Origin of the sequence: Nonomuraea sp. B19D2, assembly GCF_040137845.1 — a bacterium.
GTDB lineage: Bacteria > Actinomycetota > Actinomycetes > Streptosporangiales > Streptosporangiaceae > Nonomuraea.
The window spans coordinates 1-26,062 of record NZ_JBEFAK010000076.1; the positions used below are offsets into that span (position 1 = coordinate 1).

27 protein-coding genes are annotated in these 26,062 nt (G+C 72.0%); 22 read left to right on the forward strand and 5 right to left on the reverse strand.

Translation table 11 applies throughout. The annotated features are described in order from the left end of the window. Together tnpA and ABN273_RS55675 are read left to right on the forward strand one after the other, a co-directional pair. On the forward strand, nucleotides 1-263 hold a 263-nt coding region (gene tnpA, locus ABN273_RS55670), incomplete at its 5' end, for an IS200/IS605 family transposase (RefSeq protein WP_349457878.1). 135 nt (nucleotides 264-398) lie between these two features. Beyond that, nucleotides 399-914: a hypothetical protein gene (locus ABN273_RS55675; protein WP_349457879.1), complete on the forward strand. Its 516-nt coding sequence runs from the start codon at nucleotides 399-401 to the stop codon at nucleotides 912-914. A gap of 122 nt (nucleotides 915-1,036) precedes the next feature. Here the strand turns inward: ABN273_RS55675 and ABN273_RS55680 are convergent, their stop codons facing one another. After that, nucleotides 1,037-1,831: a class I SAM-dependent methyltransferase gene (locus ABN273_RS55680; RefSeq protein ID WP_349457880.1), complete on the reverse strand. Its 795-nt coding sequence runs from the start codon at nucleotides 1,829-1,831 to the stop codon at nucleotides 1,037-1,039. Nucleotides 1,832-1,972: 141 nt separating this feature from the next. Between ABN273_RS55680 and def the strand changes: the two genes are divergently transcribed. The 5 genes from def (at nucleotide 1,973) to ABN273_RS55705 (ending at nucleotide 5,421) form a co-directional block, all read left to right on the forward strand. Next, on the forward strand, nucleotides 1,973-2,512 hold the full coding sequence (gene def / locus ABN273_RS55685; protein WP_349457881.1) for a peptide deformylase: 540 nt from the start codon (nucleotides 1,973-1,975) through the stop codon (nucleotides 2,510-2,512). Between the two features lie 7 nt (nucleotides 2,513-2,519). Further along, nucleotides 2,520-3,140 (forward strand): helix-turn-helix domain-containing protein, encoded by a 621-nt coding sequence (locus ABN273_RS55690; protein ID WP_349457882.1) that lies wholly within the window; start codon nucleotides 2,520-2,522, stop codon nucleotides 3,138-3,140. Beyond that, nucleotides 3,133-4,545 carry a pyridoxal phosphate-dependent decarboxylase family protein gene (locus ABN273_RS55695; RefSeq protein ID WP_349457883.1) on the forward strand — a complete coding sequence of 471 codons (1,413 nt, stop codon included), beginning with the start codon at nucleotides 3,133-3,135 and terminating at the stop codon, nucleotides 4,543-4,545. Before ABN273_RS55690 ends, ABN273_RS55695 begins: the two co-directional genes overlap by 8 nt. A gap of 86 nt (nucleotides 4,546-4,631) precedes the next feature. Next, nucleotides 4,632-5,048, forward strand: coding sequence for a CBS domain-containing protein (locus ABN273_RS55700; protein ID WP_349457884.1), 417 nt, complete (start codon nucleotides 4,632-4,634; stop codon nucleotides 5,046-5,048). A gap of 10 nt (nucleotides 5,049-5,058) precedes the next feature. Next, nucleotides 5,059-5,421 carry an MmcQ/YjbR family DNA-binding protein gene (locus ABN273_RS55705; RefSeq protein ID WP_349457885.1) on the forward strand — a complete coding sequence of 121 codons (363 nt, stop codon included), beginning with the start codon at nucleotides 5,059-5,061 and terminating at the stop codon, nucleotides 5,419-5,421. Nucleotides 5,422-5,624: 203 nt separating this feature from the next. Here ABN273_RS55705 and ABN273_RS55710 read toward each other — a convergent pair whose 3' ends face one another. Continuing rightward, the gene (locus ABN273_RS55710) at nucleotides 5,625-6,383 is read right to left on the reverse strand and encodes a transposase (RefSeq protein WP_349457886.1); all 759 of its coding nucleotides are present in this window, start codon (nucleotides 6,381-6,383) and stop codon (nucleotides 5,625-5,627) included. Between the two features lie 331 nt (nucleotides 6,384-6,714). Between ABN273_RS55710 and ABN273_RS55715 the strand changes: the two genes are divergently transcribed. Further along, on the forward strand, nucleotides 6,715-8,814 hold the full coding sequence (locus ABN273_RS55715; protein ID WP_349457887.1) for a hypothetical protein: 2,100 nt from the start codon (nucleotides 6,715-6,717) through the stop codon (nucleotides 8,812-8,814). Here ABN273_RS55715 and ABN273_RS55720 read toward each other — a convergent pair. Then, nucleotides 8,811-9,659 carry a hypothetical protein gene (locus ABN273_RS55720; protein ID WP_349457917.1) on the reverse strand — a complete coding sequence of 283 codons (849 nt, stop codon included), beginning with the start codon at nucleotides 9,657-9,659 and terminating at the stop codon, nucleotides 8,811-8,813. The two genes, ABN273_RS55715 and ABN273_RS55720, sit on opposite strands and share 4 nt — an antisense overlap. 93 nt (nucleotides 9,660-9,752) lie before the next feature. Between ABN273_RS55720 and ABN273_RS55725 the strand changes: the two genes are divergently transcribed. Genes ABN273_RS55725 through ptsP form a run of 8 tightly spaced genes read left to right on the forward strand, consistent with a single transcriptional unit; the run spans nucleotide 9,753 to nucleotide 16,230 of the window. Beyond that, entirely contained in the window at nucleotides 9,753-10,514 is a 762-nt protein-coding gene (locus tag ABN273_RS55725; protein WP_349457888.1) for a DeoR/GlpR family DNA-binding transcription regulator, read from the forward strand. Continuing rightward, entirely contained in the window at nucleotides 10,511-11,467 is a 957-nt protein-coding gene (pfkB, locus tag ABN273_RS55730) for a 1-phosphofructokinase (RefSeq protein WP_349457889.1), read from the forward strand. The genes ABN273_RS55725 and pfkB overlap by 4 nt, the downstream gene beginning before the upstream one ends. A gap of 33 nt (nucleotides 11,468-11,500) precedes the next feature. Then, a complete protein-coding gene (gene mtlA, locus ABN273_RS55735) occupies nucleotides 11,501-12,610 on the forward strand; it encodes a mannitol-specific PTS transporter subunit IIC (protein ID WP_349457890.1) in 1,110 nt (369 codons plus the stop codon). Nucleotides 12,611-12,613: 3 nt separating this feature from the next. Beyond that, a complete protein-coding gene (locus ABN273_RS55740) occupies nucleotides 12,614-12,922 on the forward strand; it encodes a PTS sugar transporter subunit IIBC family protein (RefSeq protein ID WP_349457891.1) in 309 nt (102 codons plus the stop codon). Beyond that, the gene (locus ABN273_RS55745) at nucleotides 12,915-13,340 is read left to right on the forward strand and encodes a PTS mannitol transporter subunit IIA (protein ID WP_349457892.1); all 426 of its coding nucleotides are present in this window, start codon (nucleotides 12,915-12,917) and stop codon (nucleotides 13,338-13,340) included. The genes ABN273_RS55740 and ABN273_RS55745 overlap by 8 nt, the downstream gene beginning before the upstream one ends. Beyond that, nucleotides 13,337-14,341: a zinc-dependent dehydrogenase gene (locus ABN273_RS55750; protein WP_349457893.1), complete on the forward strand. Its 1,005-nt coding sequence runs from the start codon at nucleotides 13,337-13,339 to the stop codon at nucleotides 14,339-14,341. The genes ABN273_RS55745 and ABN273_RS55750 overlap by 4 nt, the downstream gene beginning before the upstream one ends. 10 nt (nucleotides 14,342-14,351) lie before the next feature. After that, entirely contained in the window at nucleotides 14,352-14,633 is a 282-nt protein-coding gene (locus ABN273_RS55755; RefSeq protein ID WP_349457894.1) for an HPr family phosphocarrier protein, read from the forward strand. Continuing rightward, on the forward strand, nucleotides 14,626-16,230 hold the full coding sequence (ptsP, locus tag ABN273_RS55760; RefSeq protein WP_349457895.1) for a phosphoenolpyruvate--protein phosphotransferase: 1,605 nt from the start codon (nucleotides 14,626-14,628) through the stop codon (nucleotides 16,228-16,230). The genes ABN273_RS55755 and ptsP overlap by 8 nt, the downstream gene beginning before the upstream one ends. A gap of 36 nt (nucleotides 16,231-16,266) precedes the next feature. Here the strand turns inward: ptsP and ABN273_RS55765 are convergent, their stop codons facing one another. Both ABN273_RS55765 and ABN273_RS55770 read right to left on the reverse strand, forming a co-directional pair. Next, the gene (locus ABN273_RS55765) at nucleotides 16,267-18,753 is read right to left on the reverse strand and encodes an ATP-dependent Clp protease ATP-binding subunit (protein ID WP_349457896.1); all 2,487 of its coding nucleotides are present in this window, start codon (nucleotides 18,751-18,753) and stop codon (nucleotides 16,267-16,269) included. Nucleotides 18,754-18,811: 58 nt separating this feature from the next. Continuing rightward, the gene (locus tag ABN273_RS55770) at nucleotides 18,812-19,447 is read right to left on the reverse strand and encodes an SDR family oxidoreductase (protein WP_349457897.1); all 636 of its coding nucleotides are present in this window, start codon (nucleotides 19,445-19,447) and stop codon (nucleotides 18,812-18,814) included. 23 nt (nucleotides 19,448-19,470) lie between these two features. Here ABN273_RS55770 and ABN273_RS55775 point away from each other — a divergent pair, with 23 nt between their 5' ends. The 6 genes from ABN273_RS55775 (at nucleotide 19,471) to ABN273_RS55800 (ending at nucleotide 26,053) form a co-directional block, all read left to right on the forward strand. Continuing rightward, on the forward strand, nucleotides 19,471-20,163 hold the full coding sequence (locus ABN273_RS55775) for an HAD family hydrolase (protein WP_349457898.1): 693 nt from the start codon (nucleotides 19,471-19,473) through the stop codon (nucleotides 20,161-20,163). 63 nt (nucleotides 20,164-20,226) lie between these two features. Next, on the forward strand, nucleotides 20,227-21,651 hold the full coding sequence (gene gnd / locus ABN273_RS55780) for an NADP-dependent phosphogluconate dehydrogenase (protein ID WP_349457899.1): 1,425 nt from the start codon (nucleotides 20,227-20,229) through the stop codon (nucleotides 21,649-21,651). Between the two features lie 71 nt (nucleotides 21,652-21,722). Further along, entirely contained in the window at nucleotides 21,723-23,189 is a 1,467-nt protein-coding gene (locus ABN273_RS55785) for an NACHT domain-containing protein (protein ID WP_349457900.1), read from the forward strand. A 116-nt stretch (nucleotides 23,190-23,305) separates the two neighbouring features. Then, nucleotides 23,306-24,106: a S1C family serine protease gene (locus ABN273_RS55790; RefSeq protein ID WP_349457901.1), complete on the forward strand. Its 801-nt coding sequence runs from the start codon at nucleotides 23,306-23,308 to the stop codon at nucleotides 24,104-24,106. Between the two features lie 18 nt (nucleotides 24,107-24,124). Beyond that, on the forward strand, nucleotides 24,125-25,114 hold the full coding sequence (locus tag ABN273_RS55795) for an AAA family ATPase (RefSeq protein ID WP_349457902.1): 990 nt from the start codon (nucleotides 24,125-24,127) through the stop codon (nucleotides 25,112-25,114). Nucleotides 25,115-25,120: 6 nt separating this feature from the next. Beyond that, entirely contained in the window at nucleotides 25,121-26,053 is a 933-nt protein-coding gene (locus tag ABN273_RS55800) for a DUF58 domain-containing protein (protein ID WP_349457903.1), read from the forward strand. The last annotated feature ends 9 nt before the right edge of the window (nucleotides 26,054-26,062 follow it).

Here is a 26,062-nt window from a genome sequence, read left to right on the forward strand (position 1 = left end):
AGGCCGAACTGCGCGAGTTCAACGGCGAACACGACCACGTCCACCTGCTCGTCCACTATCCGCCCAAGGTCGCGATCAGCAAACTCGTCAACTCGTTGAAGGGCGTCTCCTCGCACTACCTGCGCAAAGAATTCACCGACCGAGTCAACCACGCCACCATGCACGGCCCCTTCTGGTCACCCAGCTACTTCGCCGCCTCCTGCGGCGGAGCCCCACTATCGATCATCAGGCAGTACATCGAACACCAGCGCCGCCCCACCTGAGGTTCCGGGTCCACGCTCCGCGCTCCGGGATGCCCCGCCTACGGCGGGGCATCCCCCAAAGGGGGACAGCATTCATCCCCAGCCTGAAGGCTTGAAGGCCGAGGCTTTCTGCGGACCTTCGGTAAAGTCGGGTCGGTGACGACGCATTCGATCTTCCCGCAGGCCGGCATCCTGGGTGACGCGTTCGCCTGCGAGTGCGGCGTCGTGCTGGCCGGGCGGATGACGGCCGAGCTGCACGCCGCCGAGAACGGGCTGTGCTCGGTCTGCCTCGGATCCGCCCAGGAGGAGGTGGCGCCCGGGCTGACGCGCGGCTGCACGGCCTGCGCGGCCACCGGGCGCCGCAAGGAGCAGATCACCTGGCAGCTCGCGTACGCCGAGGCCGAGCAGCTCATCACCATGGCCATCGTGCGCGGGATCGTGGCCGGGTTCGAGGGGCCGTTCCACCTGTCGGAGATCGCCGACGCGGTGCGGGCCGGGCTGGCGCTGCCCCCGGGGCGGCTGCCGGTCGGGCCGCGGGTCCGCGACCTGCTGCTGGAGCTGCAGGCCGCGGGCGAGATCACCATGCTGTCCGCGCCCGACGAGATGATCGGCACCGACCTGGTCCTCTACCGCGACCCGCAGTGGCAGCGCGCCCGCACACTCGGCCTGTGACCCGCCCGCCGCAGCGGCGCGCCCGCACGGGCGGGCGGTCGGTCGGTCGGTCGGGCGGGCGGGCGGTGACCAGCCCGCGGTGAAGGGCCATCGGCTGGTGACCAGCCCGCGGTGAAGGGCCGTCAGGCGCGGCAGAGGATCTCGCCGTGCAGGATGGACAGCCAGCCGTCCTCGGCCTCCGCCCACTTCAGCCAGCCCGCCGAGATCCGCCGCAGGTCCGCCTCCGTGGCCGCCCCGCTGGCCAGCGCCTGCTGGGCCATGGACGAGCGCAGGATCCGCTCCGCCCACATCCCACCCCACCAGGCCCGGTCGTCGGGCGTGGCGAAGCACCAGGTCGAGGAGGTGGCCGTCACGTCGGTGAAGCCCGCCGCCCTGGCCCACGACAGCAGCCGCCGCCCCGCGTCCGGCTCGCCGCCGTTCCCCCGTGCGACCTTCTGGTAGAGCGCCAGCCATTCGTCCAGCTCCGGCAGCAGCGGATACCACGTGAACGCCGAGTAGTCGCTGTCACGCACCGCCACGTACCCCGTCGGCTTGGTCACCCTGCGCATCTCCCGCAGCGCCCGCACCGGGTCGCCCACGTGCTGCAGCACCTGGTGCGCGTGCACCACGCAGAACGCGTCATCGGGGAAGTCCAGCGCGTGCACGTCCGCGACGGCGAAGTCCACATTGTCCACTCCCCTGGCGGCCAGCTCGGCCCTGGCCAGGCCGAGCGCCTCCTCGGTCACCTCCGATGCCGTCAGGTGCCCGACCAGCCCCGCCAGGTCGGCGGTGATCGTGCCCGGCCCGCTGCCCACGTCCAGCACCTTCATGTGCGGCTTGAGGTGGGGCAGCAGGTACGCGGCCGAGTTCTCCGCCGTGCGCCAGCGGTGCGAGCGCAGCACCGACTCATGGTGGCCATGCGTGTAGACGGCATCCATCGCCAAACTCCTTCGTTCCGCTCCGATGCGGAACACCCTAGCGCTTGTCTCATTATCCAAGAAGAAATGTCTTGAATACTGAGACGCGATGGACCGTAAACTTGTTGCGAAACGTTCGCAATCTGCAGAGAGGCGTTGGTCGTGGGAGAGGTCCGGCCGATCGTGCACGTGGGCGACCCGGTGCTGCATCACCCGTGCGAGCCGGTCACCCGGTTCGACGGCGAGCTGAAGGCGCTGGTGGACGACATGTTCGCGAGCATGTACGCGGCGGAGGGCGTGGGCCTGGCCGCCAACCAGATCGGCGTGCCGCTGCGCGTGTTCGTCTACGACTGCCCGGACGCGGACGGACAGCACCACAAGGGCGTGGTCGTCAACCCCACGCTGGAGCTTCCGGAGGTGGGCGAGCGCCGCCTCGACCCGGGCGACGAGGGCTGCCTGTCGGTGCCCGGCCAGTACGCGCCGCTCCCCCGGGCCGACCACGCCACCGTGCACGGCTTCGACGCCGACGGGGAGCCCCTCTCCGTCGAGGGCACGGGACTACTGGCCCGCTGCCTCCAGCACGAGACCGACCACCTCGACGGCCACCTGTACATCGACCGTCTTCCGGCCAAGCGCCGCAAGCAGGTGCTGGCCGCATACAAGGAGGCCAATTCCACTATCGCGGACAAAACCCCGCTATAGTGGAGGAATGGAAGGCGAAGGTGTCCTGTCCAGCGGCCTGTCGATGGCCGAACTGGGGCTGCGGATCCGCACGGAGCGGCGGGCCCGCGGGCTGACCGTCGAGCGGCTGGCCGCACTGAGCGGCATCAGCCGGAGCATGGTCTCGGAGGTCGAGCGGGGCGCCAAGACGCCGACGGTGCTGGTGCTCGACCGGCTGGCCACGGCGCTCGGCACATCGATCGCCCGGCTGCTCGACGAGCCGGCGCACGCCGCGATGCGGGTGCTGCGCCACGCCGAGCAGCGCGTGCTGCGTGACCCGTCGGGCTGGGAGCGGCGGGTGCTGTCACCGGTGCTGGCGGACGTGGAGTTCGAGTTCATGCGGACGACCATCGGGCCCGGCGTGGACGCGGGGGAGTTCGCGCCGCACGCGCCGGGGTCGCGGGAGTATCTCGCGGTCGAGCAGGGCAGCCTGCGGCTCACGATCAACGGCAGGCCGCATGAGCTGGGGGCCGGCGACTCGGTCTACTACCCGGGCGACTGCCGCCACGCCTTCGCCAACGACGGCGCCGCCGACTGCGTCTACTACCTCGCGATGGAGCTGGGCGGCGCCGGGCAGCACGAACCCTGGAAGGAATCGCCCGATGGCTGACCTCCACCCGTCCGCCACCACGGCCGACGAGCTGCGCAGAGCCGCGGAGATCGCAGCCGAGCACCTGGCGGGGCTCGGCGACCGGCCCGTGTGGCAGCCCGTGCCGGACGCCGCACGCGCCTGGCTGAGTGGCCAGGAGCTGCCCGAGCACGGGCGGGCGCTCGGCGAGCTGCTCGAGGACGCCCGTACGCATGTGCTGCCCTACCCGATGGGCAACGGCCATCCCCGCTTCTTCGGCTGGGTGAACTCCCCGCCCAACCCCGCGGGCGTGCTCGTCGAGCCGCTGGCCGCCGCCCTGAACCCGAGCTGCGCCGGGGGCGACCACGCGGGCCCGCACCTGGAGCGCACGGTGGTGCGCTGGCTGGCCGGGCTGGTCGGCTTCCCGCACCTGCCCGGCGGCGGGCTGCTGACCAGCGGCGCGTCCATGGCCACCGTGATCTGCCTGGCCACCGCGCGCCACCGGGCGGCGCTGGCCGACGGCTGGGACGCCCGCGAGGAGGGCCTGTCCGGGCGGCCGCCCATGGTCATGTACGTCACCGAGGAGGGCCACAGCTGCCTGCACAAGGCCGCCCAACTCCTCGGCCTGGGAACGCGGCAGGTCCGCACGGTCCCGGTGGACGGCGCGTGCCGGATGGACGTGAGCGCCCTCCGTACCATGATCGAAGAGGACCTCCGGAGCGGCCTGCGGCCGTTCTGCGTGGCGGGCAGCGCGGGCACCGTCAACTCCGGCGCGGTGGACCCGCTCGACGCGATCGCCGGCGTGGCGGCCGAGCACGGGCTCTGGTTCCACGTGGACGGCGCGTACGGCGCGCTCGGCGTGCTGGCCGACGGCGCGGCGCCGCACTACGCGGGCCTGGACCGGGCCGACTCGCTGGCCCTGGACCCGCACAAGTGGCTGGGCGTCCCGGTGGGCTGCGGCTGCGCGCTGCTGCGCGACCCGGGCGCGGCGCGGGCCGCGTTCAGCCTGGTGCCGTCGTACCTGATCGACGACAACGCGGGCGATCTGGGATGGTTCTCCGAGTACGGGCCCGAGCAGACCCGCCCGTTCCGCGCGCTGAAGACCTGGGCCACGCTGTCGCACCTGGGCCGCTCCGGCGTCACACGGCTGGTGAACCACACGGCGGGGCTGGCCCGCACGCTCGCCGCCATGATCGAGGAGGCGGAGGACTTCGAGCTGCTCGCCCCGGTCACCACCTCGATCACCGCCTTCCGGTACGGCCCCGGCTCGGATGCCGTCAACCGGGCGATCCCGGGCGCGGTGCAGGCGCGCGGCAACGCGTTCATCACCGGCACCCGGCTGGGTGGACGGGACGCGCTGCGGGCGTGCTTCCTGCATCCCGGCACCACCGAGCACGATCTGGTCGTTCTGCTCGACGAGATCCGCCTGGCGGCCAAGACCCTCTAGCCGAACGCAGAGACACGACAAAGTCCCGTGAATCGCGTGCCTGCTCGGGTAGGGGGTCGGCTCGACCGATCGAGCAGGAGGCTCCCATGGCGAAGACCGTGGCCGATGTGATGACGTCCCGCCCCGCGACGGTTGAGGCCGACCAGCCGGTGTCTGCCGCGGCGGAGCTGATGCGCGACAACGACGCGGGCGCCGTGATCGTCAACGACAACGGGCGCATACAGGGCATCATCACCGACCGCGACATCACCGTGCGGGTGGTCGCCGCGGGCAAGCCGCCCCAGACGCCGGTACGCGAGGCGTGCAGCCCGTACGTCGAGGCCATCGATCCCGACACCACCATCGACCAGGCGGTCGGGCTCATGCGCTCGCACGCCGTGCGGCGCCTTCCGGTGGTCGAGGACGGCCGCGCGGTCGGCATCGTCAGCCTCGGCGACCTGGCCCTCGAGCGCGACCCCAACTCGGCGCTCGCCGACATTTCGGCCGCGGAGGGCAACCAGTAACGTTTGCCGCGTGGTCACAGTCGACGATGTACGGCAGTTCGCGCGCACGCTCCCGCGCTCGTCGGAGCACCTCATCCGGGACCGGGTGAAGTTCCGGGTAGGCAAGATCGTCTACGTGGCGTTCTCGCGGGACGAGACGCTGATGGGCTTCGGGTTCCCGAAGGAGGAGCGCGCGGCGCTGGTGGCGGCCGAGCCGGACAAGTTCCTCATGCCGAGGGAGTCCGACATGCGCTTCAACTGGGTCGTGGCGCGCGTGGCCGCCCTCGACGTGGCGGAGATGCGGGAGCTGGTGCTGGAGGCCTGGCGGATGTGCGTGCCGAAGAAGGTGCGCCTGGAGCAGGAGGCCCTCCAGTCCGGCCGGACGCCTTCTTAGGCGCGACGCGCGTCCCCTGCCTCTTGCGCTCCCGCGGGCGGGGTGGTGGGCTCCGGCCAGCCCGGCTGACCATCCCCTTGCCGCCGCGCGGCACGGTCGCGCGGCGGGATTGCATGACGCGTACGACGTGAGGGCGTCTAAGAGATATCCCTTAATACACGTCAGAGCGTGTTTCTCTGCCGGGGGACCCCGGTTTCCCGGGGTCATGCGACCAGGTCGAGTTTGAGGTTGTGGAGCGCGGCCACCCCGGCGATGGCATGGTCGACCCCAGTGTCGCGGCGGCGGCATTGACGCAGGATCTGGTGGTCTATGAGGCGGGCGATGGCGTGCTCGGCGACGGCGCGGCGTTTGCGGAACCGTTTGTAAGCCGCATCTTTGATGATCTTCCCGTCGGGTCCGCGGCGCGGGGTGCGGACCCGGTCGCTGCCGCCGTCCCCGGACAGCCGGGGATGCGCGGGTAGCGTCTTGCCGACGGTTTCACGGAAGGCCACGATGTCGTTCCTGTTGCCGGGCCAGGCCGTCCCGGTGGCGACAATCCGCCGGTCCCGCGCGCGGACCACGATCTGGGTGTTCACGCTGCGCCGGTAGTTCTTGGACTTGGCGGTGCGGGTCTTGTCGTGGACCGGGATCAGTGTCCCGTCGACCACCCACAGTTCGCGTTTGTCGGCTGGCGGTGGGCCGAGTAGGGCGGCCAGGTGCGGGGCGAAGCCGATGATGACCCGGTGCACGGCCGAGTCGGAGATCCCGAACAGCGCGGCGGACTGGAGCATGGTCAGGTTGGTATGAAAGGCGAGCACGACCAAAAGCACCCGGTCGGTATAGGCCAGGCCCCAGGGCCGCCCCCACCCGCCGTCGGGCCGGACCTCCCACAGGCGGGTGATCAGCAGCTGGAACTGTGGGCCGGTCAGGCCGGTCCAGGCCCGCAAATCGGTGGCGGAGCAGGTGGCCAGGCGCAGACGCATCCGAAGATCGTAACGACCGGGGTGGCCTCTCAATCACCGTCACGGAGAGCGGAGAGCGGAGAGCGGAGAGCGGAGAGCGGAGAGCGGAGAGCGGAGAGCGGAGAGCGGAGAGCGGAGAGCGGAGAGCGGAGAAAATCGTTCGAGAATTGTCGGTGGGTTCGGGCATGGTGGTGTCATGACCGTGACCAGGGAGAACAGCGGGACAGCTGGTGCAGAAGATGTCCCAGTTTCTCCTGATATTGAGGGTGGCGGCGGTGGTGCTGCCGGGCGGCGGTTCCGGGGGAAGAACAAGAAACCGGCGTGGCGGCGGGCCGAGGAGGCCCCGGTTTCGGTGATCCGGCTGCCGGTGGATGTGTCGGATCCGGCGGTCCGGGCCCGGGTGGAGAAACTGTTCTGCGCGGCCTGGTCGCTGAAGCGAGCGCTGCAACACGATGCGCGGGCCCGGGTGGACGCCTATGGGGCGGGTTCGCATCGGCGGGCGGCGGATGCGAAGGCCTGGCGGGCCGAACTCGGGCTGACCCGTGCGGGGCTGGAGCATGCCGCCTACGCCCACCTGGAGTCCTCCGGGCATTTGAAGCATCATCTGTCCAAGGCATTGGGCATGCATCTGGCCGATGAGGTGTGGGCGGGGGTGGACCGGCACCTGTTTCCGGATGCGGCCGGGAAACGGGCCGGGCGGCCACAGGTGGGGTCGTGGTGGGGGTTCACCCGGATCCCGGGCCGGGCCCGTTCGCACACCAGGGAGCGCAAGTGGGAGACGTTCCGGCTGGCCGGGACCCTGGCCGGGCATCTGGCCGCCTACGGCTGCCCGGCAATGACCACGCCGACCAGCGCGCAGACCACAGTGGTCGCGGCGGCGGCCTCGGCAGCCGACCCGGAGGGTAGGGCGTCGGAGCTCACGGTCGCCGATGCGCTGGCGATGGGGGCGGGTTCGGCGGTGCTGGCCCAGCCCCGCCATCTGCCCGCCCCTGCCGGCCCGTCCGGTTCCGCGTCGTCGGGGCGGCGGATCTCGTGGTGGGAGCACACCGGCCCCCTGTCGGTCGTTTACACCAGCGCGGGCGCTCCGGATCTGGTGCTGCCGGTCCGGCTGCCGCAAGGATCAGGCCGTTGGCCGTATGTGGCGTATTTCCTGGACCGGCCGTACCTGTGGCACAAGATCGATCTGGTGCGGCGGCGGAAGGCCTCGGCTCCGGGCGGGTGGACCTATGAGGCGCATCTGCTGATTCTGGAGGCCGGGTACGCCTGCCCGGCCACCCGCGCCCGCCGCACCCGAGCAGCGCAGCTGGAGCGGCGGGCCGGGGTCGACGGCAACGTCTCCAACCTCGCCGTCGTCTCCGCGCCCGCCCACCTGCCCACACCGCCGCCCGACTCCCCACCACCGGGCAGGCCGGACACCGGAACCGGCGCGGACACCAGTGGGGACGCTGGGACGGACAGTAGGACGGACGTTGGTGGCGAGCAGGTCGCGGCGACCCTGCTCACCCTCACCGAGCAGGAAACCGCCCGCCTGGCACGGGAACAACGCAAAGCCAAAGGGCGGGCCCGGGCGCTGGAACGGTCCCGCCGGGCCACCAACCCCGGCCGCTACCACCCCTCCGCCCGGCAGGAGGCCCGGGCCAAACGCCGCGCCGACAAAGGGCTGCCCGCCCGGCAGGTCAACCTGCCCAAAGGCCCCCGGATCGCCAACAAGGCCGGGGTAGCGAAGAACGCCTACCGGACCGACACCCTGTCCCGCGGCTATCACAAGACCCGTGCCCGGCACGCCCAGGCCGCCCGCGGTTTCACCGAAGCCCGCCAGGACCGGGCCCGCCGCGCCGCAGCCCAGATCATCGAAACCCATGGGGCGAACCTGGTCATCGAGGACTGCGACATCCGCGCCTGGACCCGCCTGTGGGGTGCCGCGGTGGCCCGGTTCACCCCCGGCATGCTCACCGCGGCCCTGGCCCGTGAGGCCACCGCGTGCGGCGGCGCCGTCCTGCGCGCCGCCACCACCCCAACCGCGATGTCCCAGCACTGCCTGTGCGGGACCCGGGTAACCAAAACCCTGTCGGTCCGGGTGCACCACTGCGACCAGTGCGGGCTGACCGCGCCCCGGGACCTGGTCTCAGCCGCGCTGGCCTCCTGCGTCACCCTCACCGACCCCAGCGACCCCGCCACGGCCCGGGTCGACCACACCCGGGCCGCCCAGCTCATCGAGACCTACACCATTCCAGGGCTGCAAGAAGTCCTGTCCGCGTCAACCGCATCGTGTTCCCCGCCCGCCCCACCGGCGGGAACGGACCACGCGGCAGCCACCACCCCGGTGGCCTCTGCGCGGCGAAGTGCCGGAGAGTACGGGACGCCGACCCCGGATGAGACCCCCGCCCGGGGGACCACGCCGGACAGACGTACCCGCAACCCGGACTATCCCGACTTACGGGATAGCTCTTAGGACAGGCCCCGGTACAGCTCGCCGGTCAGCTTGGTGATGCGCTTGACCGAGGCGTTCCACGTGCCGCCCGCCGGGTGCGCCGTCAGCACCGCCAGGACGTACCGCTCGTTCTTGCCCGCCAGCCCCGTCGTGTGCAGCACCGGGCGGCCGTAGTCGGGCACGCCCGTGCCGGCGGCGCGCTGGGAGATCCACGAGATGGGCGCCCCGACGGCCCTGGCGTCGGAGCAGCGCGTGGGCGGCGTCGTGCCGAAGCCCGACCAGCCCTGCTTGACCGCCCACGGCCGCGGCACCGCGTCGGGGATGCCGAACGTCTGGTCGAAGCCGTCGGTCCCGCACGGCGTGGCCCGCCGGAGGTGACCCAGGATCGTGTCCCTGACCCTGGCGTCGGCCGTGTCGAGCAGGTAGCGGTAGGTCCGCACGATGTCGTACGCGCTCAGCGAGGTGTAACCCCAGAACCCGGGCTTCGAGGCGGGCGGCGGCGCGGTGTCGGACAGGCCGAGCTTGCGCGCCATGCGCACGATGATCTGCCCCTTGCCGGCGCGGTCCCAGAACGTCGAGGCCGCGTCGTCGTCGCTGGAGCGCAGCATGACCTTCAGGAGCCCGGCGTCGGCGGCGGGCACGCTCTTGCGCCGCTCCAGGTAGTCGATCGCGATGAGGATCTTGACGACCGAGGCCGAGCGGAACTTCCGATGCGCGTTGCGCGTGACCGTGAACTTGCCCGCCTGCCGGTCGAACACCAGCCACGACGCCGTGGTGCCCGCGGGCACCGTCGGGGTGGCGTGGGCGGGCGAGGCCAGCCCGACGACGAAGGGGACGGCTGCCGCGGCGGCGGCCAGGGGCTTCATTCGCACCCGCTATACCTACCAGCCCTTGACCCTCCAACGAAAACGGGTATAAACCAAGGAGTAACCAACTCGAAACGGCGGTGAATCAACATCATGTACGCCGAGGAGCGGCAGCAGGAGATCCTCCGCAGGGCGCGGGCCGCGGGCCGCGTCGACGTGGTGACGCTGGCCGCCGAGCTCGACGTGACCACCGAGACGATCCGCCGCGACCTCACGTCGCTGGAGCGGGCGGGCGTGCTGCGCCGGGTGCACGGGGGCGCGATCCCCGTGGAGCGCCTGGGGTTCGAGCCCGCGCTGGCCGCCCGCGACGAGGTGATGACCGCCGAGAAGGAGCGCATCGCGAAGGCCGCGCTGGCCGAGCTGCCCGAGGACGGTTCTGTGATCATCGACGCGGGCACCACCACGGGCCGGCTGGTCAAGGTGCTGCCCGCAGACCGCGAGCTCACCGTCGTGGTGAACTCGCCGCCGCTGGCCACCGCGCTGGCCGCCCGCGCCAACCTGCACGTGATCATGCTGGGCGGCCGGGTCCGCGGCAAGACCCTGGCCACGGTCGACGACTGGGCGCTGCGCCCGCTCGCCGGCCTCAACGTGGACGTGGCCTTCATGGCGACCAACGGCTGCTCGCTCACCAGGGGCCTGACCACGCCCGACCCGGCAGAGGCGGCGATCAAGCAGGCCATGGTGCGGGCCGCGCAGCGCAGTGTGCTGCTGGCCGACCACACGAAGTTCACCAACACGTACCTGGCCAGGTTCGCCGACCTGGGCGAGATCGACGTGGTGATCTCCGACACCGGGCTCGACGCCGCCCTGGCCGCCGATCTCGCGGCGGCGGGCCCGGAGGTGATCAGGGCATGATCCTCACCCTGACGCTCAACCCGAGCCTCGACCGCACCATCGAGATCGCCGCGCTCGACCGGGGCGCGGTCATCCGCGCCGCCGCCGCCCGCCTGGACCCGGGCGGCAAGGGCGTGAACGTCTCACGCGCGCTGCTGGCCAACGCCGTGGCGAGCCGGGCGGTGGTGCCGTTCGGCGGGGACGAGGGCAGGCAGCTCGTACGCCTCCTCGCGGCGGAGGGGCTCGACATGGTCACCGTCCCGGTGGCCGGCTCGACCAGGTCGAACGTCACGCTGGCCGAGCCCGACGGCACGGTCACCAAGATCAACGAACCGGGCACGGCGCTGTCGGCCGGGGAACTCGACACGATCGCCGACGCCGTGCTCGACGCCGCCCACGAGGCCGACTGGGTGGTCGCCTCGGGCAGCCTGCCGCCCGAGGTCCCCGCCGACGTCTACGCCCGGCTGTGCCGCAGGTTCGCGGGGGCGGGCATCCACGTGGCGGTCGACACCAGCGGCCCGGCGCTCGCCTGCGCGCTCGGCGCCGCGCCCGCGCTGGTCAAGCCGAACCTCGAGGAGCTCTCCGGCGCCACCGGCATGCCCATCCGCTGTCTCGGCGACGTGGTGGAGGCCGCGGGCAAGCTGCGGGCCGCGGGCGCGCGTGCCGTGCTGGCCAGCCTGGGCGCCGACGGCGCCGTACTCGTCGAGGACCAGGGCATCTGGTACGGCGAGGCGCCCGTCACCGAGCCGCGCAGCTCCGTCGGCGCGGGCGACGCCATGCTGGCCGGATTCCTCGCCGGCGGCGGGCACGGCCCTGGCGCGCTGGCACGGGCGCTGGCCTGGGGCGCCGCGGCGGTCCGGATGCCCGGCAGCCGCATGCCGGGTCCCGCCGACATCGACCCCGTCACCGTCGCAGTCCACCCGCCGGACCCGTCCCGTCCCCTCGCCTCTCCCCTGGTCCCGCACAGCGGCTGATCAACTGCTCATCCCCCCGAAGGAGCAAGTCCCATGGCCGACAGTTACACTCCCCCGGTCACAGGAACCGGCGTCAAGGCCACCATCCAGCGCATCGGCGGCCACCTGGCCGGCATGATCATGCCGAACATCGGCGCGTTCATCGCCTGGGGGCTGATCACCGCGCTCTTCATCCCGACCGGCTGGCTGCCCAACGAGACGCTCGCGAAGATGGTCAACCCGATCATCTCGACCCTGCTGCCGGTCCTCATCGCCTACACCGGCGGCCGGATGGTGCACGGGCAGCGCGGTGCGGTCGTGGGCGCGGTGGCGGTGATGGGCGTCGTGGTGGGCACGGACGCGCCGATGTTCCTCGGCGCGATGATCATCGGCCCGCTCACCGCCGTGATCCTGAAATATGTGGACAAGTTCACCGAGCAGCGGACCAAGGCCGGCTTCGAGATGCTCGTGGACAACTTCTCCGCCGGCATCGTGGGCGGCGCGATGGCCGTGGTCGGGATGTTCGGCATCGGCCCGATCGTCCAGGCGGTCACCACGGCCGCGGGCAACGCGGTGAGCTGGCTCATCAGCCACAACCTGCTCCCCGTCGCCTCCGTGCTGATCGAGCCGGCCAAGGTCCTGTTCCTGAACAACGCCATCAACCACGGCGTGCTCGGCCCGCTCGGCGTCGCCCAGGCGGCGGAGACGGGCAAGTCGATCCTGTTCATGCTGGAGTCGAACCCGGGTCCCGGCCTCGGCCTGCTGCTGGCCTACCTGCTGTTCGGCCCGCGCGAGCTGCGCCCGAGCACGCCCGCCGCCATGATCATCCACTTCTTCGGCGGCATCCACGAGATCTACTTCCCGTACGTGCTCATGAAGCCCCGCCTCATCCTGGCCGTCATCGCGGGCGGCGCGGCCGGGGTGTTCACGTTCATGGTCACCGGAGCCGGCCTGGTGGCCACGCCGTCGCCCGGCAGCATCTTCGCCTACATCGCGGTCACCCCGAGGGGCGGCTGGCTCGGCTCCAGCCTGGGGATCCTCGTGGCCACGGGCGTGTCGTTCGCCGTCGCCGCGATCCTGCTCGGCTTCGGCAGGGGCGAGAAGAAGGACGAGCCGGAGGGCTCGCAGGAAGGCGTCACCGAACCCGTCACCAAGGAGGCCTGAGCCATGGCAGGCATCGACAGCAAGGACATCCGCAAGATCATCGTGGCCTGCGACGCGGGCATGGGCAGCAGCGTGATGCTCGCCTCCACGCTGCGCAAGCAGCTCAAGGAGACCGGCGTCAGCGTCGAGCACACGCCCGTCAACTCCATCCCCGACGACGCCGACGTGGTCCTGTGCCACGCCGGGCTGGCCGCCCGCGCCAGGGCCGCCGCCCCCGGGAAGGTGCTGGTCCCGTTCCAGATCTTCCTCGGCGACCCGGCCGTGACCAGGCTGGTGAACACGATCAAGAACGGCGGCACGGTCGATGCGTGACGGCCTGCTCGACCCGCGGGCCGTGCTGCTGCACGAGAGCGCCCCCGACCGCGCCGCGGCCATCCGCCGGTGCGGGCGGGCGCTGGTCGAGGTGGGGGCGGTCGCGGAGCCGTACGTCGAGGCGATGCTCGAGCGGGAGCGGACGATCTCCACGTACGTCGGCGAGGGCGTGGCCATCCCGCACGGGACGAACGCCTCCAAGGAGGACGTCAAGCGCGACGCCATCTGCGTGGTCCGCTTCCCCGGCGGGATCGACTGGGACGGCGAGCAGGTCACGCTCTGCGTCGGCATCGCGGCCAAGGACGACGGCCACGTGCCGCTGCTCGCGGCGCTGGCCGAGATCCTGCTCGACCCCGACCGCGCCAGGGCGCTGCGCGAGGCCACGGAGGTCTCCCAGGTGATGAAGGAGCTCACATGAAGGTCGCCAGATTCCACGCTCCCGGCGACATCAGGATCGAGGACGCGCCCGAGCCCGTCGCCGGGCCCGGCGAGCTGAAGATCCGGGTACGCAACTGTTCGACGTGCGGCACGGACGCCAAGATCCTCAAGTTCGGGCACCACCACATCAGGCCGCCCCGGGTGATGGGCCACGAGATCGCCGGCGAGGTCGTGGACACGGGCGCCCGAGTGCAGGTGATCGCCGCGATCCCGTGCGGCACGTGCGCCGAATGCCGGCGGGGCCGCATGACGGTCTGCCCCAACCAGGAGTCGATGGGCTACCACTACGACGGCGGCTTCGCCGAGTACCTGGTGATCCCCGCCAAGGTGCTGGCCGTGAACGGCGTCAACGCCATCCCGCCCGGCGTCGGCTTCGCCGAGGCGTCGGTGGCCGAGCCCCTCGCGTGCGTGCTGAACGGCCAGTCGCTGGCGCGCGTGGGCGCGGGCGACGACGTGGTGGTCATGGGCGCGGGGCCGATCGGCTGCCTGCACGTACGCCTGGCGCGGGCGCGCGGCGCCGCCCGGGTCTTCCTGGTGGACGTCAACGCGCAGCGCCTTGCGATGGCGGCCGAGCTGGTACGCCCGGACGCGGCGATCGACGCCGACCCGGTCGAGCAGGTGCTCAAGCTGACCGGCGGGCGCGGCGCCGACGTGGTGATCACCGCGGCGGCCTCGGGCGCGGCGCAGGAGCAGGCGGTGCGGATGGCGGCCAGGCAGGGGCGGATCAGCTTCTTCGGCGGCCTGCCCAAGGACGATCCGCTCGTCACGCTGGACTCCAACCTCGTGCACTACCGCGAGCTGACCATCGTCGGCGCGAACGGCTCCAGCCCCGCCCACAACGCGGCGGCGCTGCGGCTCGTAGCCTCGGGGGACGTGGTGGTGTCCGACCTCATCACCCGCCGGCTGCCGCTGCCCCGGGTGCTCGACGGGATCGACCTCGTCAGCCGGGGCGCCGCGATCAAGGTCACTATTGAGCCCTAGGAGGTTCGGCATGGCACAGCGAACGGTGGTCGTGGCCTCTGCCAGCGGCCTGCACGCGCGGCCGGCCAAGCTGTTCGTGCAGGCGGCGGCGCGGCTCGGGGTGCCGGTGACAGTGCGGCTCGGGGAGAAGGCGGTGCCGGCGAAGAGCATGCTGGGGGTGCTGTCGCTGGGGGCCGTACGCGGCACCGAGGTGACGCTCGAGGCGGACGGGCCGGGCGCGGAGGAGGCGCTGGACTCGCTCGCGGCGCTGCTCTCGCGCGACCTGGACGCAGAAGAGGCCCTCGATGCCTGAGCTGCCCTCCTCCCCCGGCGGGCGCCTGACCGGCCTCGGGGTCAGCCAAGGGCGGGCGGCGGGGCCGGCGATGCGGATGGCCGCCCCTCCGACGCTTCCCCCGCCGCGCCCGGTCACCGACCCGGCCGCAGAGGCGTCCGCCGTCGCCGGGGCCCTGGGAGCGGTCGCCGCCGACCTCACCCGGCGCGCCGCCGGCGCCTCAGGGGAGGCGGCGGACATCCTCGAGGCGCTGGCCATGATCGCCGACGACCCGATGCTGCTGGAGGACGCCCAGGGCCGGGCGCGGGAGGGCATGGACGCCGCCCACGCCCTGGAGGCGGCCTTCGCGCAGCACCGGGACACGCTGGCCGCGCTCGGCGGATACCTGGCCGAGCGGGCCGCCGACCTCGACGACCTCAAGCACCGGGCCGTGGCGTTCGTGCTCGGCCTCCCCATGCCGGGGCTCCCCTCCCCCGGCCACCCGTACGTGCTGGTGGCCGAGGACCTCTCCCCCGCCGACACCGCGGGCCTGGGCCCGGACGTGCTGGCGCTGGTGACCGAGCGGGGCGGGCCGACGAGCCACACCGCGATCCTGGCCCGCGGCAGGGGCCTGCCCGCCGTGGTGGCCTGCAAGGGGATCTTGGACGTCCCGGACGGCACCGTGGTCGTCGTGGACGGCGGCACCGGCGAGCTCGCCGTCGGCCTCACCGAGGAGGAGGTGGCCGAGGTCCAGGAGGCCGGCCGCGCGGAGCGGGCCAGGCTGGCGGCCGGCCGGGGCCCCGGCCGGACGGCGGACGGCCACCCGGTGAAGCTGCTGCTCAACATCGGCTCGGCCGAGGACATCCGGCCGGGCGCCGAGGGGGTCGGGCTGTTCAGGACGGAGTTCCTGTTCCTGGACCGTACGACGGCGCCGTCGTTCGAGGAGCAGGTGGCCGCGTACGCGGAGGTGTTCGCCCAGGCGGAGACCGTGATCGTGCGGACGCTCGACGCGGGCACCGACAAGCCGCTGCCCTTCCTCGGCCTGCCCGGCGAGCCGAACCCGGCCCTCGGGGTGCGCGGCCTGCGCGTGGACCGGCTGCTGCCGGAGGTCCTGGACACCCAGCTCGACGCGATCGCCGAGGCGGCCCGCAAGACGGGCGCCGAGGCGTGGGTGATGGCGCCCATGGTCACCACGATGGCGGAGGCGACCGGGTTCGCGCGGCGCGCCCGCGCCCGGGGCATCGCCAGGGTGGGCGCCATGATCGAGGTCCCGGCGGCGGCGCTGCGGGCCGGGCGGCTGCTGCGGGAGGTGGACTTCCTCAGCATCGGCACCAACGACCTGGCCCAGTACACCTTCGCCGCCGACCGCCAGCACTCCGCCCTCGCCGACCTGCTCGACCCGCGCCAGCCCGCGCTGCTGGAGCTGATCGCCATGTGCGCCGAGGCCGGGCAGGAGGCGGGCAAGCCGGTCGGGGTGTGCGGGGAGGCGGCCGGCGACCCGCTGCTCGCACCCCTGCTGGTCGGGCTCGGCGTGACGAGCCTGTCCATGGCCCCGGTGTGCGTGCCCGCCGTACGGGAGGCGCTGGCGGGACTCACCCTGGTGGAGTGCCGTGATCGCGCCGCGGCGGCCCTGTCCTGACCCCCGAAGAAACACGGCGCCGAGGTCCGCCAGGCGTCAGCCGGCGGGTTCCGGGGCGGTGGCGCGGCACATGAGGCCGCCGTCCTCGACGTCCACCGTGACCTTGCCGCCCTCCGTGACCTCGCCGGTCAGCAACATCGTGGACAACCGGTTGTCCACCTCCCGCTGCACGGTGCGGCGCAGCGGCCGGGCCCCGAACTCGGGCTGGTAGCCGCGCTCCGCCAGCCAGTCCTTGGCCGCGTCGGTCACCTCCAGCGAGACGGCCTGGCCGCGCAGGCTCTGCCGGGTGCGCTCCAGCATCAGATCCACGATCTGGCGCAGCTGGTCCCTTTCCAGCCGCTTGAAGATGATCGTCTCGTCGATGCGGTTGAGCAGTTCCGGCCGGAGCGAGTGCCGCAGCACGTCCATGAGCCGGTCCTCGAGCTGCTTGACGCCGCCGGACCACTCCAGGATGAGCTGGGCGCCGATGTTGCTCGTCATGATCACGATCGTGTTGGTGAAGTCGACCGTGCGGCCCTGGCCGTCGGTGAGGCGGCCGTCGTCGAGCAGCTGCAGCAGGACGTTCATGACGTCCGGGTGGGCCTTCTCGATCTCGTCCAGGAGGATCACGCCGTGCGGGCGGCGGCGCACGGCCTCGGTGAGCTGGCCCGCCTCCTCGTAACCGACATATCCGGGCGGCGCGCCGATGAGGCGCGAGACCGTGTGCCGCTCCTGGAACTCGCTCATGTCGATGCGGACCATGTGCTCCTCGCCGCCGAACAGCGCCGCGGCGAGCGCCCTGCCCAGCTCCGTCTTGCCGACGCCGGTCGGGCCGAGGAACAGGAAGCTGCCGATCGGGCGGTTCGGGTCCTTCAGCCCCGCCCTGGCCCTGCGTACTGCCTCCGCGATGGCGGTGACGGCCTCCTCCTGGCCGATCACGCGCTCGTGCAGGTGCTCCTCCAGGCGCATCAGGCGCTCGCGCTCCTGCTGGGTGAGCTGGGTGACCGGGATGCCGGTACGGCGGGAGACGACCTCGGCGATGTCCTCCACCGTGACCAGGGGCACGGAGTCCGTCCCCTGCCTGGCCCGCTCGACCTCCGGTCTGATCTTGTCGATCTGCGTCGTGAGGTCCTTGGCGCGGTCGAAGTTGTCGGCGGAGATGGCCTGATCCTTGTCGCGACGCAGCGCGTCAAGCCGTTCCTCCAGCTCGCGGACGTCTGCGCCGGGCGTGCGCGAGCGCAGGCGCACCCGGGCGCCGGCCTGGTCCATGAGGTCGATGGCCTTGTCGGGCAGGAACCGGTCGGCGATGTAGCGGTCGGACAGGGTCGCCGCCGCATCGAGTGCCTCGTCGGTGATGCGCACCTGGTGGTGCGCCTCGTAGGTGTCCCGCAGCCCGGCCAGGATCTCGATCGTCTGCTCCAGGGTCGGCTCGGCGACCAGGATGGGCTGGAAGCGGCGCTCGAGCGCGGCGTCCTTCTCGATGTTCTTGCGGTATTCGTCGATCGTGGTGGCCGCGATGATGTGCAGCTCGCCGCGGGCCAGGGCGGGCTTGAGGATGTTGGCCGCGTCCATGGCGCCCTCGGCGGCGCCCGCGCCGACCAGGTTGTGCACCTCGTCGATGAAGACGATGACCTCGTCGGAGTGCGCGCGTACCTCGTCGATGACCTTCTTGATGCGCTCCTCGAACTCGCCCCGGTACTTCGTACCGGCCACCATCCCGGTCAGGTCAAGGCCGACGACGCGCCGGTCCTTCAGCGGGTCGGGGACGCTGCCGTTCACGATGCGCTGGGCGATGCCCTCGACGATCGCGGTCTTGCCGACACCCGGCTCGCCGATCAGGCACGGGTTGTTCTTGGTACGGCGCGACAGCACCTCGATGGCCTGCTCGATCTCGTCCTCGCGGCCGACGACCGGGTCGATCCTGCCCTGCCTGGCCTCTTCTGTGATGTCCCTGCCGTACTCGTCGAGCGTCGGCGTGCCGCTCTCCCGGCGGCGCCCCTCGCCGCGCGCCATGTGCGGGCCGGCCATCATGGCGTCCTGCAGCTCGTTCGCGGAGATCCCCTGCTCCTGCAGGATGCGGGCGGCGCCGGCGTCGGGGTTGGCGGCGAGGGCGAGCAGCAGGTGCTCGGGCCCGATGTACGACGACCGCAGGGCGCGCGAGATCCGCTGGGCGTCCAGGATGGCCCTCTTGGCGGCCGGTGAGAGGGTCGTGGGCGGCTCGCCCGCCTCGCCGGGTCCGGCCATGTCGTCGATGCGGTCGCGCAGTCGGCCCGGGTCCACTCCGGCCGTGCGGAAGATCGTCTGGATCGAGTCGTCGTCGATCAGCGCGTCGAGAATGTCCAGGACGTCCAGGTCGGGCGCGCCACGCTCACCCGCCGCGTCCAACGCCCGGCGCAGGGCTTCTCTGGCCGAGGCGGACAGCAACCGGCCCACGTCCACTCGGTGCACGCTGGGCCGGGCCGGCGGCCAGGCCTCCATGCCGCCGAACACCCGGCCCGTGAGCTCCTCGAACCCTCTGAACGGGTCCCCGCCGAAGAATGACATCGAACGTCCCCCCTCATTTCAGGGGACCCCTACCGCGGATGCCGGCGGCCACACCCCACTATGTCGCAACAAGGTCGTCTGCCGGCGTTTCGCCGGAGACGAGTTCCAGGGTCCGCCGAGCCGTACCGGGGGCCCCGAGCAGGGCCACGATGACGGCGGCCACGTCGTCGCGCGGCACCGACCCCGGCGGGACCTCGGGGGCCAGCCGGACCAGGCCCGTGCCGGGCTCGTCGGTCAGCCGGCCCGGCCGCAGGATCGTCCAGTCGAGGTCGCGGGCGCGCAGGTCCTCCTCGGCCTCGGTCTTGGCCTTGATGTACGCGGCCCACACCTCGTCGCCGCCCCTCGGCGGCTTGCCCGCGCCCATGGAGGAGATCTGGATGAACCTCCGCACACCGGCCCGTTCCGCCGCGTCGGCCAGCAGCGCGGACGCGGCCCGGTCCACGGTGTCCTTGCGGGCCGCGCCGCTGCCCGGCCCGGCGCCCGCCGCGAACACCACGGCGTCCGCGCCCTCGACGATCTTCGTCACCTCGTCGGCGGTCGCCTTCTCCAGGTCGCACACGACGGCCTCGGCTCCGGTGGCCTCGACATCGGCGACATGGGCGGGATTGCGAACGATGCCGACCGCGCCCGACGTGAGGCGTTCCGCCAGCCTGAGCGCGATTTTCCCGTGCCCACCCGCGATGATGATCCGCATGTCGTCCATGGTGTCATGGACCCATGACCGAGTTCCCTGAGGCCCCGACCCCCGCGTTCCTCTTCGACCTGGACGGCACCCTGATCGACAGCGTCTACCAGCACGTGATCGCGTGGCGGCAGGCACTGTCCAGTATGGGGATCGACCTGTCGGTGTGGCGGATCCACCGCCGCATCGGCATGAGCGGCGGCCTGTTCGTCAGCGCGCTGCTGCGCGAGACCGGGCTGAAGCTGACGCAGGAGCAGATCGAGGAGTTGCAGACCACGCACATGGAGGCGTACGAGCAGCAGGTCCACTCCGTGCGGCCGCTGCCGGGCGCGGCCGAGCTGCTGTCGGAGCTGACCTCGCGCGGCGTGCCGTGGGCGATCGCCACCAGCGGGTACGCCCGCACGGCGCGGCTGGCGCTGGGCATGCTGGGACTGCCGGACGACACCCCGATGATCACACGGGACATGGTGCGCAGGGCGAAGCCGGACCCCGACCTGTTCCTCGCGGGTGCGGCACTGGTGCGGGTGGACCCCGCGCATGCCATGGTGGTGGGCGACAGCGTCTGGGACCTGCTCGCCGCCCGCCGGGCCGGCGCGCTGGGCATCGGGCTGCAGTCCGGCGGGTACGGCAGGGACGAGCTCGAACGTGCCGGGGCGTTCAGGGTCTACGCCGATCCGGCAGACATGCTGGACAGGCTGGACGAGCTGGGCGTACGGCAGAGCGACTGATGCTGGAATATCCCGTGGAACCACCGGGCTTGATCATGCGTATCCCCCACAAAGGAGCTTGAGATGGACTTGGCAGACATCGGCGTCACCGGCCTGGCCACCATGGGGCGCAACCTGGCCCGGAACCTGGCCAGGCACGGATACGCCGTGGCCGTGCACAACCGGACATACGGCCGCACCCAGCAGCTGGTCAAGGAGTTCGGCGGCGAGGGCACGTTCGTGCCGTCCGAAGACCTGGCCGCCTTCGTGGCGTCGCTGAAGCGACCGCGCCGCGCGATCATCATGGTGAAGGCGGGGGCCGGCACCGACGCGGTGATCGACCAGCTCGCCGAGCTGATGGAGCCGGGCGACATGATCGTCGACGGCGGCAACGCGCACTTCGAGGACACCCGGCGGCGCGAGGCGGCGCTGCGCGAGCGCGGCCTGCACTTCGTCGGCACCGGCATCTCGGGCGGCGAGGAGGGCGCGCTGAACGGGCCCAGCATCATGCCCGGCGGCTCCAAGGAGTCGTGGGAGGCGCTCGGCCCGATCCTCCAGGACATTTCCGCCAAGGTGGACGGGGTGCCGTGCTCGGTGCACGTCGGCCCGGACGGTGCCGGACATTTCGTGAAGATGGTCCACAACGGCATCGAATATTCGGACATGCAGCTCATCGCCGAGTCCTACGACCTGCTGCGCCAGGCTCTCGGGGCGACGCCGGCCGAGCTGGCGCAGGTGTTCCGGGAGTGGAACCGGGGTGACCTGGACTCCTACCTGATCGAGATCACCGCCGAGGTGCTCGACCAGGTGGACGCCGAGACGGGCAAGCCGTTCGTGGACGTCGTGGTCGACCAGGCCGAGCAGAAGGGCACCGGCCGGTGGACCGTGCAGAGCGCGCTCGACCTGGGCGTGCCGGTGACGGGCATCGCCGAGGCGACCTTCGCCCGCGCCCTGTCCGGCCACCCTGACCAGCGCGCCGCCGCCGCTTCCTTGCAGGGGCCCAGCCTTTCCGGGGTCGGGGGGCGCGAGCTGGTGGAGGACGTGCGGCAGGCCCTCTACGCGTCCAAGATCGTCGCGTACGCGCAGGGCTTCGACCAGATGGCCGCCGCCTCGCGCGAGTACGGCTGGGACCTGGACCTCGGCGCCATGGCCACGATCTGGCGCGGCGGCTGCATCATCCGCGCCAAGTTCCTGGACCGGATCCGGGCCGCGTACGACGCCAACCCGCAGCTGCCGACGCTGCTGGCGGACCCGACCTTCGCGGCCGCTCTGGACGCGGCGCAGGAGGCGTGGCGGCGCGTGGTGACGACCGCGATCCAGATCGGCGTGCCCACGCCCGGCTTCTCCTCGGCCCTGGCCTACTACGACGGCCTGCGCCGCGACCGCCTCCCGGCGGCACTCGTACAGGGGCTGCGCGACTTCTTCGGCGCGCACACCTACCAGCGGGTGGACAAGGAGGGCGCCTTCCACACGGACTGGTCCGGCGACCGCACGGAACACCCGGCGTAACCGGCCGCAGGGGCTGGGTGCCGCCGCCGGACTCCGCGGCAGCGCCCAGCCCCGCCGGCACACGTCGCGCGGTGCCCCCGGCCGGGCTCGCTTTCGCCGGAAAGCACTTCACCGGCATGTCACGTCACGGCAGGATCTTCCGGTACGAGACGACGGGGGTGGACATGCCAGGCATCGAGACGGCAGTGGCGAGCGCGGGCAAGGCGATCGCCGAGCGGGCACTCCGTGAGTGGCTCGCGGTGACGGCCGCGCGCGGTGGTTTCACGGGCGATCTGGCCGACTGGAATGGCTGCGTGCCCTTCGTCATCAAGCTGCGAAGCCATTCCGAGGGGAGGTTCCCGTCGCCGGAGTCCTTCCTGAACGACGTGGCCCAGGAGGTCGCGGGCCAGATGCCGCGCGGCTGGGTCGAACGGGTCCTGGCATCCGGGCGCGGCCTGCTGCTGGTGGACGGCGTGGACGAACTCCTTGTGCGGCACCGCCCCGCCGTGCGGCAGTGGCTGACCCGGCTGTTCGCTCTGTACCCGGCGCTGCGTGTGGTGGTCACCTCCCGGCCTACGGCGGCGGAGGCCACCTGGCTGGCTGATGAGGGATTCGCCTCGGTGCTGCTGGAGCCGACGGCGCCCGAGGACCTACGCGAGCTGGTACGGCAGTGGCACGTGGCCATGCGCGACTGTCCGAGCCTGCCGTGCGAGGCTGATGAACTGGAGGAGTACGAGGGCGCGCTGCTGGCCCGTCTGGAGAGCAACCCGCACCTGCGCGCGCTGGCGTCCACTCCGCTGCTGGCCGCGATGTTGTGCGCGCTCAATCTCGACCGGCGCAGGCATTTGCCCCGCAGCCGGATGGGGCTGTATGAGGCCGTGCTGTCGCTTTTGCTGGAGCGGCGGGACGCCGAGCGCGGCATCGAGGACGAGGTGACGCTCGACCCCGAGCAGAAGGTCTGGATCTTGCGGGATCTGGCCTGGCGACTGGTGTCGCTGGGACGTTCGGAGCTGTCCAAGGCCACCGCGCGCAAGCGGGTCGAACAGAAGCTGCGGGCGATGACGCGGATGCCGTACACAGCTGAGGTGGTGCTGGAACACCTCCTCAGGAGAAGCGGTGTACTGCGCGAGCCGGTTCCCGGACGCGTGGACTTCGCGCACCGCACGGTGCAGGAATACCTGGCCGCAGGACAGCTTGTGGAGGACGAGGACGTCGAGATCGCCGTCGAGCGGGCGCACCTGGACCAGTGGCGTGAGGTCGTGGTGATGACCGCCGGCCATGCGGCCGGCAGGCTGCGCAGGGAGCTGCTGGCAGGGCTGCTGGATCTGGCTGATCAGCGCGGGCGGCACGCTCGCCGGCTGCGGCTGCTGGTTGCCTCGTGTTTGGAGACCATCCAGGAGATCCCCCTCGATTTGCGGGATCGGGTGGAGGCGTGCCTGGAGTCCGTCATCCCGCCCGAGGACGAGGAGGAGGCCCGGCTGCTGGCCGCCGTGGGAGAGGAGGTGCTGAACGAGCACCTGCTCCACCCGACGACCCGCGTCCGGCGCTCTCCCGCTTGACGACTCTCGACGCGACCGAGTCTCCGTGCTGCGCGCGTTGGGCCGGGGACCGGTTCTCATGGAGTTCTCAGGTGAACTTTGTAGCAGTTTGAGCTGAGTTTTATGAACATGGGGGCATGGAGCGCGTGCCGCAGGAGGCTGGTGCGGCCGAGGCTCGGGGAGCCGTGGCCGGGAGGGCTCGGCGGTTTGTCGTCGGGGGCGGCGTGCTTGTCGTCGTGGCGGTGCTGGCGTACTGGCTGGGAAGCAGCGGCGGGAACGGCGAAGGGGCCGCGCCCAGACCGAGCGCGACGCCGACGCCCAGTGCGACGCTCACGGTGGCCGAGGTCTTCAAGAGGGTCGGGCCGTCGGTGGTGGTCATCCAGGCCGGGAAGTCGCTCGGAACCGGGGTGATCGCGGCCGAGGACGGCACGATCCTGACCGCGCATCACGTCGTCAAAGGCACGGAGGACGTCACCGTGACGTTCGCTGACGGCACCAAGGCGAAGGCCGTCGTCGTGTCGTCGAATCCCAAGCGCGACGTCGCGACCCTCAAGCCCGCGAAGCTGCCGGAGATCGTCATCCCCGCGACGCTCGGCGGCGCCGTGGCCGTGGGCGCGCCCGTCGTGGCGATCGGCAATCCGCTGGGCCTGACCTACAGCGTCTCCACCGGCGTCGTGTCGGGCCTGAACCGGACCGCCGACCGTACCACCGAGGACGGCGATCTGAGCGGGCTCATCCAGTTCGACGCCTCCGTGAACCCGGGCAGCTCCGGCGGTCCCCTCCTGGACGCTCGCGGCCTGGTCATCGGGATCGTGGTCTCGATCGCCGACCCGGGAGGCGATGAGGCGTTCGCCGGCATCGCGTTCGCGGTGCCGATCGGCACGGCCCTGGGTGGCGACGACGGCGACGGCCCGCCGGGCGACGGGCTCCGGATCTGACCGACGAAAAGGAAGAGCATGACCTCGACCAAGTCCCCCCAGTCGGCCCACCCGCTCGAACACGTGCTGTTCGAGGTCAAACGCACGATCGTCGGGCAGGACGTCCTGCTGGAGCGGATGGCCGTGGCGCTGATCGCCGACGGCCACCTGCTGGTGGAGGGCGTGCCGGGCCTGGCCAAGACGCTCGCGGTGCGGTCGCTGGCCGCCGCGATCGCCGGGACTTTCCAGCGCGTCCAGTTCACCCCCGACCTGGTGCCCGCCGACCTGGTGGGCACGCGGGTCTACCACCAGCACTCCGGGGAGTTCAAGACCGAGCTCGGCCCGGTGTTCGCCAACTTGCTGCTGGCCGACGAGATCAACCGCGCCCCCGCCAAGGTGCAGAGCGCCCTGCTGGAGGTGATGCAGGAGCATCAGGTGACGATCGGCCGTGAGACGTTCCGGGTGCCCGAGCCGTTCCTGGTCATGGCGACGGAGAACCCGATCGAGTCGGAGGGCACTTACCCGCTGCCCGAAGCGCAGGTCGACCGTTTCATGATGAAGGTGGTCGTCGACTATCCGACGCAGGCCGAAGAGCAGGCGATCGTCGACCGGGCGCTGCGTCCGCCGGAGCCGCCGCAGCCGATGGTGACGGCCGAGGAGCTGATCGCGATGCGGGCCCGCGCTCAGCAGGTGTACGTCGATCCGTCGATAGTCGACTACGCGGTACGGCTGGTCGCCGTGACGCGTTCCCCCGCGACGGCGGGGCTCGGCGAGCTGGAACGGTACGTCACCTACGGGGCGAGCCCGCGGGCGTCCATCGCGCTCGTCACGGGCGCCCGGGCGCTGGCGTTCCTACGCGGCCGCGACTACGTCCTCCCGCACGACCTGTCCGAGCTCGCGCTCGACGTGCTGCGCCACCGCCTCGTGCTGTCGTACGAGGCCCTCGCGGACGACGTCGACGCCGACACGATCATCACCAGGGTGCTCGGGGCCGTCCGGGCGCCCGACGTCGTCCTGCAGAACCGCTGAGCTGCCATGGCCACCGCCCCCGAGAAACTCCTGCTCCGCCTGGAGTGGAAGGTCGTCCGCAGGCTGGACGGCCGGCTCCAGGGCATGCACCGCACCGCGCACCGCGGCTCCGGGATCGACTTCACCGGGCTGCGCGCCTACAGCGACGGCGACGACGCCCGGCACATCGACTGGAACGTGACCGCACGGCTGGACGAGCCGCACCTGCGCGTGTTCACCGAGGACCGCGAGTTGACGGTGTGGCTCGTGCTCGACCGGTCGGCGTCGATGGCGGCTGGCCGGCCGGGGCGCGGCAAGCACGACGTGCTCGCCGAGCTCGCGCTCGTGCTGGCTCGGCTGTTCGGCCGGGGCGGCAACCGCGTCGGCGCCCTGCTGTTCGATACCGGGATGCTGCGCGTCGTGCCGCCCGGCACCTCCCGGCGGCACGCGCTGCGGATCGGCGCCGAGCTGGAACGCACCGCCGAGGCGCGCGGTGGGGCGCGCGGTGGGGCGCGCGGTGGGGCGCGCGGTGGGGCGCGCGGTGGCGCCACCACCGACCTGGCGGAAATGCTCGATGCGGCCGGACGGCTCGCGCGCCGCCGAGCCCTCATCGTGGTGCTGTCGGACTTCATCGGCGACGGCGACTGGGAGCGCTCGCTCCAGCGCCTGGCCCGGCGGCACGAGGTCGTCGCCCTGCGGATCGTGGACACGGCCGACGACGTGCTGCCCGAAGCCGGGCTGATCGTGGTCGAGGACGCCGAGACCGGCGAGCAACTCGTCGTCGACTCCGCCGACCCGCTGCTCCGGGTCCGCTTCCGCGAGGCCGTCGACGCCCGCGACGCCCGGCTCGCGGCGGGCATGCGCCGGGCCGGGGTGCCCGTCCACCGCATCGACACCGACCGCGATCTGGCCGAGGCGCTCGTCGAGGTCGTCGCCCGAACCCGGGACCGATCGCCTTGAGGTCGTCGA

Coding starts and splice junctions, on each gene's coding strand:
- ABN273_RS55680 (WP_349457880.1), bottom strand. CDS start 1,831: ATGGATGCCGTCTACACGCATGGCCACCATGAGTCGGTGCTGCGCTCG.
- ABN273_RS55690 (WP_349457882.1), top strand. CDS start 2,520: ATGGAAGGCGAAGGTGTCCTGTCCAGCGGCCTGTCGATGGCCGAACTG.
- ABN273_RS55695 (WP_349457883.1), top strand. CDS start 3,133: ATGGCTGACCTCCACCCGTCCGCCACCACGGCCGACGAGCTGCGCAGA.
- ABN273_RS55700 (WP_349457884.1), top strand. CDS start 4,632: ATGGCGAAGACCGTGGCCGATGTGATGACGTCCCGCCCCGCGACGGTT.
- ABN273_RS55710 (WP_349457886.1), bottom strand. CDS start 6,383: ATGCGTCTGCGCCTGGCCACCTGCTCCGCCACCGATTTGCGGGCCTGG.
- ABN273_RS55720 (WP_349457917.1), bottom strand. CDS start 9,659: ATGAAGCCCCTGGCCGCCGCCGCGGCAGCCGTCCCCTTCGTCGTCGGG.
- ABN273_RS55725 (WP_349457888.1), top strand. CDS start 9,753: ATGTACGCCGAGGAGCGGCAGCAGGAGATCCTCCGCAGGGCGCGGGCC.
- pfkB (WP_349457889.1), top strand. CDS start 10,511: ATGATCCTCACCCTGACGCTCAACCCGAGCCTCGACCGCACCATCGAG.
- mtlA (WP_349457890.1), top strand. CDS start 11,501: ATGGCCGACAGTTACACTCCCCCGGTCACAGGAACCGGCGTCAAGGCC.
- ABN273_RS55740 (WP_349457891.1), top strand. CDS start 12,614: ATGGCAGGCATCGACAGCAAGGACATCCGCAAGATCATCGTGGCCTGC.
- ABN273_RS55745 (WP_349457892.1), top strand. CDS start 12,915: ATGCGTGACGGCCTGCTCGACCCGCGGGCCGTGCTGCTGCACGAGAGC.
- ABN273_RS55750 (WP_349457893.1), top strand. CDS start 13,337: ATGAAGGTCGCCAGATTCCACGCTCCCGGCGACATCAGGATCGAGGAC.
- ABN273_RS55755 (WP_349457894.1), top strand. CDS start 14,352: ATGGCACAGCGAACGGTGGTCGTGGCCTCTGCCAGCGGCCTGCACGCG.
- ptsP (WP_349457895.1), top strand. CDS start 14,626: ATGCCTGAGCTGCCCTCCTCCCCCGGCGGGCGCCTGACCGGCCTCGGG.
- ABN273_RS55765 (WP_349457896.1), bottom strand. CDS start 18,753: ATGTCATTCTTCGGCGGGGACCCGTTCAGAGGGTTCGAGGAGCTCACG.
- ABN273_RS55770 (WP_349457897.1), bottom strand. CDS start 19,447: ATGCGGATCATCATCGCGGGTGGGCACGGGAAAATCGCGCTCAGGCTG.
- ABN273_RS55775 (WP_349457898.1), top strand. CDS start 19,471: ATGACCGAGTTCCCTGAGGCCCCGACCCCCGCGTTCCTCTTCGACCTG.
- gnd (WP_349457899.1), top strand. CDS start 20,227: ATGGACTTGGCAGACATCGGCGTCACCGGCCTGGCCACCATGGGGCGC.
- ABN273_RS55790 (WP_349457901.1), top strand. CDS start 23,306: ATGGAGCGCGTGCCGCAGGAGGCTGGTGCGGCCGAGGCTCGGGGAGCC.
- ABN273_RS55795 (WP_349457902.1), top strand. CDS start 24,125: ATGACCTCGACCAAGTCCCCCCAGTCGGCCCACCCGCTCGAACACGTG.
- ABN273_RS55800 (WP_349457903.1), top strand. CDS start 25,121: ATGGCCACCGCCCCCGAGAAACTCCTGCTCCGCCTGGAGTGGAAGGTC.